Here is a 7,729-nt window from a genome sequence, read left to right on the forward strand (position 1 = left end):
GGGCAGCGTGGTGTATCTGTAATACCGCATCATCGTTTTTCGCCGGCAAGCCTTAATGCCGGTCAGTTAAGCAATTTCTGCGGTAACGCAATTGTTGTAGCAGGTCACGTTATGGCTTAACTGATCGGCATTACGGCAAGCCTGGTTCCTACAGGGAACCAGGCGCTGCAGTGACCTAACGACCCGCCGCCGGCTGGCGGTTCAATTCGGCGTCGCCAGGTTGGCCAAGTACGCAGGAGGTGCCGCCGGGGGTGTACATCATTGCCACGCAACGGTTACAGGCAGTGCAGATCGAGTCGCGACTGGCTCCGCCGGCGAGCTTGTTGACGTAGTCCTGCTCCGCCAGCAACACCCGCCCCATGGCGACCAGGTCAAAGCCCTCGGCCATGATCTGTTCAATGCTCGCCAGGCTCTTGGCGCCGCCCAAATAAGCCAAGGGCATCTTGACCGCCGCACGCACTTTGCGCGCATGTTCCAACAGATACAGTTCTCGGAATTCTACGGTCGGCTCTTTACGGCGCTGGATGGCCATGGCCAGGGCGATAATCTTGTTTTTCTGCTGCACGCGGTTTTCCTTGGGGAAGGAAGAGCCGAACATGGTGGTGATCGATTCGGCATTCATCCCGGCGCTGAGCACCAACAAATGCGCGCCCTCTTCTTCCAGCATGCGGGCGATCTGTGCCCCGTCTTCGGCACTGTTACCGGCGCGCACGCCTTCGGTGATGCTGTATTTGCAGATCACCGCCATCTCCTGGCCGACCGCATCGAGCACCGCGCGCAGCACCCGCCGCGGAAAGCGCAGGCGGTTTTCCAGGCTGCCGCCGTACTGGTCGCGGCGCTTGTTGTACATCGGCGAAATGAACTGGCTCAACAAGTAGCCGTGACCCATATGGATTTCCACGGCATCGAAACCCGCCTGGCGTGCCAGGCGCGCGCCCTGGGCGAAATCGCGCACCACTTGTTGCATGTCGGCTTCGTTCATCGCCTGCTTGAGGAACATTCCGCTCATCAGGCCAATCTTGTTGAAGCCACCACTGGCCGAAAGCGGACGTTTGGTCGAGCGCTCGCGAATAAAGGTAAAGCAGCCGCCGTGAGTGATCTGCGCGCTGGCCAGGCCACCGCACTGGTGCACGGCGTCGGTCAGGACCTTGAAGTGCGGTACGCTGGATTGAGCAAGGATCAATTGGTTGGGCAAGGTGCGGCCATCGCTGCTCACCGCGCAATAAGCCACGGTGGTCAGGGCGGTTCCGCCAGCGGCCAGGGCCGAGTGCAGCTTGACCAGTTGTTTGGAAGGCACGCCCTGGGCACTCATGCCCTCGTTGGTGGCGGCCTTGATAAAACGGTTTTTCAGGGTCAGTGGGCCGACCTCGACGGAGCTGAACGCAGATGGGGTTGAACGAGGATTCATGACAGGCCTCTCTTTATTTTTATCAGGCTACAAACGAAGGACTGCGTCACCACATCGCGACGCAGCGATGATCTTCAGAAGGTGTATTTAGCGTTCAACGACAGGTAATCGCGATCAGCCAACAACCGGCCCTGGGCGACATCCGGGGAGCTCAAGTAGGCGATATAGGTCATGCCGACCTGAAAGTTGCCCAGGTACTTGAAGTCACCACCCACAGTCAGCCGTTTCTCGTCGCGCCCCAGGCCCTGGTAGGCACTGCCGTCGATGTTCTGCGTCCAGACCACCTTGGTGCTCAAGTCCAGGCCGTTGGCGATGGACGGGTAGTCCATGTAGACACCAACGCCCAGCAGGCTCGAGCCTCGGGTCTGGGTCTTCGACTTGAACTGGTCGAACGTGCCGTCCACGCCAGCCCCGCCTCCGGTGATGGTCAAGCTGTCCACCCCATCGATGTGTTGATGCACCACTTCACCCATGAAGGTGGTCTGCTGGGCGAGCAGGCTCGGGCCGAGGATGTACATTGCGTTGAGGTTGCCTTGCCAGATTTGTCCGGTGGTCGGCGCGCCATTGTTCAGGTAGACCGAGGCGCCATCGCGGTAGCTCAGGTCACCCGCGTACTGCACCGAGTCGCCGACCTTGGAACTGAAGCTGATCCCCGTCAGCTTGACGTCTTCGAAGTAGCCCAGGCGATAGCTCGGCGCGCCTCCAACATGACCAATGCCCTTGAGCGACGAGTATTGGGTTGTGCCACTGAAGTCGAAGAACAATGAGCCGATGCGCTCGTTATAGCGGTAGTGGAACAGCCCCACTTCGGTGTTCTCGGTGATTCGGTAGCGCACGCCCATCCCCCATTGGCCGCCGTCGCTGGCGTCTTTTTCACCGGCATAACTGACCGCCAGGCCGTTGGGCAGGCTGTCGACTACCCCACTGCCCAAACGATAGAACTCGGCACCGGGACCGAAGGTATCGCTGCCGAAGTAATCGCCAACAGGGTTGAGATCGGTTTTTTCCCACTCGTACTGGTAGTAGCCCACCAGAGCCAGGTCTTCATTCAGCGACCACGACCCGGACACCTGCCCCACCGGCAGGTATGAATCCTTGGCCTCGGTACCCGGCACGTTGAATTTGGTGGCGTCCACCGGAGCCTGGCCTTGGCTGATGTTGGCCCAGAACAGGCTCTCGCCCCAGGCGACAAGGTGCCGTCCGGCCTTGAGCGACAGGTACTGGGTTTCGCCGACATCGAAGTTGCCATACACATACGCATCGAGCAGTCGCGCCATGCTGCCGCTGAGGCGACGGGTTTCGTCGCTGAAACCGTCGTTGTGGCCGGTCTTGTTCACCGTCTGCGGCGAGTCGTTGGCGTTTTTCTGGTTGTAGACATCGTCATAGAATTGACTGCCGCGCAGCACCGCACCGAGGTTGTCGTGTTTGAGTTGTAGTTCGCCGAACAGACTCAGGCGGTTGTTGATCAACGAACCGCGCTTGAAGTTTCGCGTGCCGTCGTCGTTGTTCGGGTCATTGAGGTATTGACTGGCCTGCTTGGCCGTACGCATGGATGCGGTGTAGTTGACCGTCAGCGATGAATCCAGGGTGGTGTTTTCCCCCAGCTCGATGGTCGGCGCAGCGCTGGCCGTGGCACTGGCGACTGTGATGGCCGTAGCCAACAGGCAACGCCCATCGATCATTCTCCCCGGACTGCGCGGAACAAAGTTTCGGGTAACCATGCTCATCTCCTTTTTATTGTTTGGGCTTGTGTGGCCACAGCATGAAAAAAACCGCTTTCGCGCACATCGTCCGTTTGGTGAGATGAGCGCTTCTCATGCTTGAGCGCTGCGGGCCACCATTGAGCGCAGTTCGTTCTTCGCGACCTTGCTCGACGGGTTCAGCGGCAAGGCACTGAAAAAACGCACCTGGCGCGGCACCTTGTAATTGGCCATTTGCTCACGGCTCCAGGCGATCAATTGCGCCTCGCCGACTTCTGCCCCTTCGCGCAGCACCACGCAGGCACATCCGACTTCGCCCATGCGCTCATCGGCAATGCCAATCACTGCCACCTGGGCAATCGCCGGATGCCTGATCAGTGCCGCTTCGATTTCCGCCGGGTAGCAGTTGAAGCCGCCGACGATGAACATGTCCTTCAGCCGGTCGGTGATGATCAGGTTGCCCGCCTCATCCAGGCGCCCGACATCGCCGGTGTGCAACCAGCCTTCGCCGTCGATGGCTTCGCGGGTCGCTTCGGGGTCCTGGAAATAGCCCTGCATGATGTGAAAGCCACGCAGGCAGATCTCGCCGGTAAGCCCGGCGTCCAGCGCCTGGTTATGCGGATCGCGGATGCTCACTTCGGTGCCGGCAATCGGCCGCCCGCTGGTGCCGGCGATCACCTGCGCCGAGTCTTGTGGGTCACAGATCGTCGCCAGGCCGCCGCATTCGGTCAGGCCGTAGGCGGTAGTCACCACCGCAAACCCCAGCTCGTTGCGCATGCGTTCGATCAGGCTCGGCGGGATACTCGCCGAACCGGTCACCGCGATGCGCAGGCTCGACAGGTCGGTCTGCTTGAGCCGCGGATGCGCAAGCAGCGACAGGTACAGTGTCGGCGCACCGGGCAAGACGCTGATGCGCTCACGAGCGATGCGCTGGAACACTTGTTCTGCGTCGAACACCGAATGGGGCAGGATGGTCGCTCCGCCGATAAGGCAGGTCAGCCAGCCGGCTTTGTAGCCAAAAGCATGAAAGAACGGGTTTACGATCAGGTAACGGTCACCCGGCACCAGGCCGATGACCTTGACGTATTCAGTGAAGGCTCGCAGGTTCTGTCCATGGCCGCTCATCACACCCTTGGGTTTGCCGGTGGTGCCAGAAGTGAACAACAGGTCGCACATGGCCTCGGGGTCGACCGCTAATGCACGGTGTCTGGCGCTGTCGGCATCGATGGTCGCTGCACCACTCAGAAACTGTGCAAGCGTCAGGTCCGCAGCCGACCCGGGCGTGTCGCCATCGAGTATCACCAGGTGCTGGAGGCTGGCCGGTCGATGGGGAGCGAGCAGTGCCGGGTAATCGACATCGAGAAATCGCTGCGGGACAAACAACAGCCGGCAGCCGCTGCGTTCCAGCACATCGGCGGCCTCAAGACCCTTCATTCGAGTGTTGATTGGTACCAGCACCGCACCGGCGCACTGAATGCCCAGCGCGGCGAGGATCCAGTCACCACTGTTCGGCGCCCAGATACCGACCCGGTCACCGGCCTGGATCCCCAGGGCCATCAAGCCCCGGGCAAAACCCATGACGCGCTCGGGCAGTTGGGCGTAGTCGATGCATTGGCCATTGTCATCGATGGCAGTGCGACCGGCATAACGTTCGGCACTGCTAAAGACCAACTGGGCAAAGTTGACAGGGGCGGCGCTCAGGGGCGCGACTAGGTTCAGGCTCTGATTCATCGTGGGCTCGGGCTTGGCATCATTGAGGGCTTCATGCTGGAAAACGGATACGCAGTTGCGCGCTGGTGGGCACCGCCTGACAGGCAAGAATCCAGCCTTCGGCCAGATCGCCCGCATCCAGTGCATCGTTGTGCAGCAGCTCGACGTCACCACTTTCCAGCGTGCACATGCACGAGGCGCAGCCTCCGACACGGCAGGCGCTGGGAGGTTTGAGACCGGCACGTTCCATGGCGGCCAGCACGGTCTCGCCGCTGTCGCAGGCCAGGTGGTGGTCCTCGCCATCCAGGTGCACTGCCAACTGCGCGGCCACTGCCGCCTCGCTGCTGGCCGCCATTGGCAGTTCGCCTTCGCCGGGCAGCGAGACGAAACGCTCGACATGCACCCGGCGATCCGGAATGCCCAGACCCTTGAGCGCGCTGACGGCCGCATCCATGAACAGGGCCGGACCACAGATGAATGCCTGGGCATCGATAAAGGGCCGCGCCAGCTCGGCAAGTTGCCCGACACTCGGGATGCCCTGCACTGAATCGAGCCAATGGACGACTTGCAGGCGTTGCGGATGAGCGCTGGCCAGGTGTCTGAGTTCATCCTTGAAGATCACCGAGGACTCATCGCGGTTGGCATAGATCAGCAGGATCCGGCCTGTCCCCGCCAGCAACGCCGAACGCAGGATCGACAGCACTGGGGTCACGCCGCTGCCGCCGCCAAACAGAAGCAAGTCGCCGTCGAGACTGCGCGGCACAAACACCCCGGCCGGAGGCAGCACCTCCAGGGTCTGGCCGGCTTGCAATTCGCCGCACAGCCAATTCGAAGCACGTCCCTCATGCACACGTTTGACCGTTACCCGCAATGGCTCATCCAGCAATGGAGTGCTCGACAATGAATAACAACGTGGCAGCCAGCCGTCCTCGAACGGCACTCGCAACGTCAGGAACTGTCCGGGTTGATAGCGGAAGCGTTCACCCAGATGCTCCGGTACGTCGAATACCAGGGAGCGCGCATCCGCGGTTTCCTCGATCACTTGCGCCACGCGCAGGGCAAGATAATTGTTCATAGATCAGCTACTCATGACAACCTGCCCGTGGATCACAGGCAGGTGTAAACCCAAGGAGTCGAAACGGGCGGCAGGCCTCAGACGTAAGGGTCTGGATTGGGCAGGCCCAGCATCACTGCGCCGTAACTGCGCCCGTAAGCCATGTAATTGTTGGCGATGTGCCCGCGTGCCTGGTGCAGGTCGCGGAACAGCCGCGCCACCGGATTGGTGTTGTACAAGCCCGAAGCGGCCATGCTGCGTAGCAGGTCGTTGGCCCGTTCGGCGCAAATGTTGGTCACGTAGGCCGACTGGTAGCGATACAACAGGCGGGTTTCGGTATCCGGGTATTCGCCGACGCGGGCCAGGCTCATCAGGTGCTCGTAATTGCGCTCCAGCACCAGGCGCAGGCTGTCAACGGTGATCATCGCTTCGGCAACGGCGGTTTGCGCCACAGGATCGTCAGCGGTACGGGCGCCGTGCTTGCCGATATGTTTGGCGGCATTGTCGCGGAACTCGTTGATCGCGCCCTGCAGGGCGCCGATGGCCGAGGTGGAGACGGCGCGGGAGAACACTTGGGCGAACGGGATCGCGTAGATCGGGTTGGTGTTGACTCGGCGCCCGGGCGTCGCTTCGAGGGTCCAGTTATTGGTGCGCTGCACGCGATGGGCAGGGACGAAGACATCCTCGACCACGATGTCATGGCTACCGGTGCCGCGCAGTCCCATCACGTCCCAATTGCGTTCGATCTGATAGTCCTTGCGTGGCAATAGGAAGGTGCCGTGCTCGGCTGCCAGTTCACCATCGGGCGGCAGGATCCCGCCCAGAAACACCCATTGGCAGTGCTCGCTGCCGCTGGAAAAACCCCAGCGCCCGCTGATGCGGTAACCGCCCTCGACCACCGTGACCCTGGCCGCTGGCATATAGGTCGAGCAGATCAGTGCGTTGTGGTCATCAGCCCAGACTTCGCGCTGCGCTTCGATCGGGTAACGCGCCAGTTGCCAGGGGTGAACCCCCATCACGCCGTAGATCCAGGCGGTGGACATGCAACCCTCGGCGAGGATGGTCTGGATTTCGAAGAAGGTACGCGGGTCCACTTCATATCCACCAAACGCCTTTGGTTGCAAGGCGCGCAACAAGCCGGCGGACTGCAGCTCGGCGACGCTCTCCTGCGGCACCTTCAAGTCCTTGTCGGCCTGCGCCGTGCGCGCTTTGAGGGCGGGCACCAGGCTCCGCGCACGTTCAATCAGATCACGTTCGTCCTGGGTCTTTTCTCGCATGCTGTGCATCACTCAACTCTCCCGATCTCACTGCGCCACTGCGCGAGTTGAGATGGATCATCGGATCGAGCGAGCAATCATTCATCGTCAAAGCGGACTAGGGGTGGCTGGGGTATTAGGGTTATCGGGTACCTATCCGTTTCTTCGGTAACGGCGGCTTAAAGTTCGGCCCTTACGGCGGGTCACTTTTGGAAGAACCGGAATGCTGGCCCAGCCAAAAGTAACCAAAAGGCTCTTGCCCCACCAGGCTCAGCATACCCTCACTCCTGCATTGCTCAGTGGGTCGCCGCGATGGCCGTCAACGATATCGCGCCCGGTCTGAAGGATCGCGTTATCTGAAACTACATCGCGAGCAGGCTCGCTCCCACAATTGGATCGTAGACAGGTCCCGTAATCAGGTCGGCTGTCAGGCCGCCTCGCTTTTGCTTTGGCTTGTGATCTTCTTGCCCCCTCGAGAGGCCGAGTGGAGGTTCTGCGCAGTGGGCACCGCGGCAGGGATGCCGCGGTCGCCGCCCTCGGCCATGGATGGCCGATGGCGGCGGGCCCACGGAGCAGGACCGGAGCGAGGGCATGCCGAGCC

5 protein-coding genes are annotated in these 7,729 nt (G+C 61.3%); all 5 read right to left on the minus strand.

Going from position 1 to position 7,729, the window contains the following annotated elements; translation table 11 throughout:
- Window positions 1–175: 175 nt before the first annotated feature.
- Window positions 176–1,408 (minus strand): NADH:flavin oxidoreductase, encoded by a 1,233-nt coding sequence (locus PMI22_RS04380; RefSeq protein WP_007948449.1) that lies wholly within the window; start codon window positions 1,406–1,408, stop codon window positions 176–178.
- 74 nt (window positions 1,409–1,482) lie between these two features.
- Window positions 1,483–3,129: a DUF1302 domain-containing protein gene (locus PMI22_RS04375; protein ID WP_007948450.1), complete on the minus strand. Its 1,647-nt coding sequence runs from the start codon at window positions 3,127–3,129 to the stop codon at window positions 1,483–1,485.
- Between the two features lie 93 nt (window positions 3,130–3,222).
- Window positions 3,223–4,839, minus strand: a complete 1,617-nt coding sequence (locus PMI22_RS04370) for a FadD3 family acyl-CoA ligase (RefSeq protein ID WP_007948451.1) — start codon at window positions 4,837–4,839, stop codon at window positions 3,223–3,225.
- A gap of 31 nt (window positions 4,840–4,870) precedes the next feature.
- Window positions 4,871–5,893, minus strand: coding sequence for a ferredoxin--NADP reductase (locus PMI22_RS04365; protein ID WP_007948453.1), 1,023 nt, complete (start codon window positions 5,891–5,893; stop codon window positions 4,871–4,873).
- A 77-nt stretch (window positions 5,894–5,970) separates the two neighbouring features.
- Complete coding sequence (locus PMI22_RS04360) at window positions 5,971–7,158, minus strand: acyl-CoA dehydrogenase family protein (RefSeq protein ID WP_007948454.1); 1,188 nt, start codon at window positions 7,156–7,158, stop codon at window positions 5,971–5,973.
- Window positions 7,159–7,729 lie beyond the last annotated feature (571 nt).

This window comes from Pseudomonas sp. GM21, from assembly GCF_000282215.1.
Taxonomy (GTDB): Bacteria; Pseudomonadota; Gammaproteobacteria; order Pseudomonadales; family Pseudomonadaceae; genus Aquipseudomonas.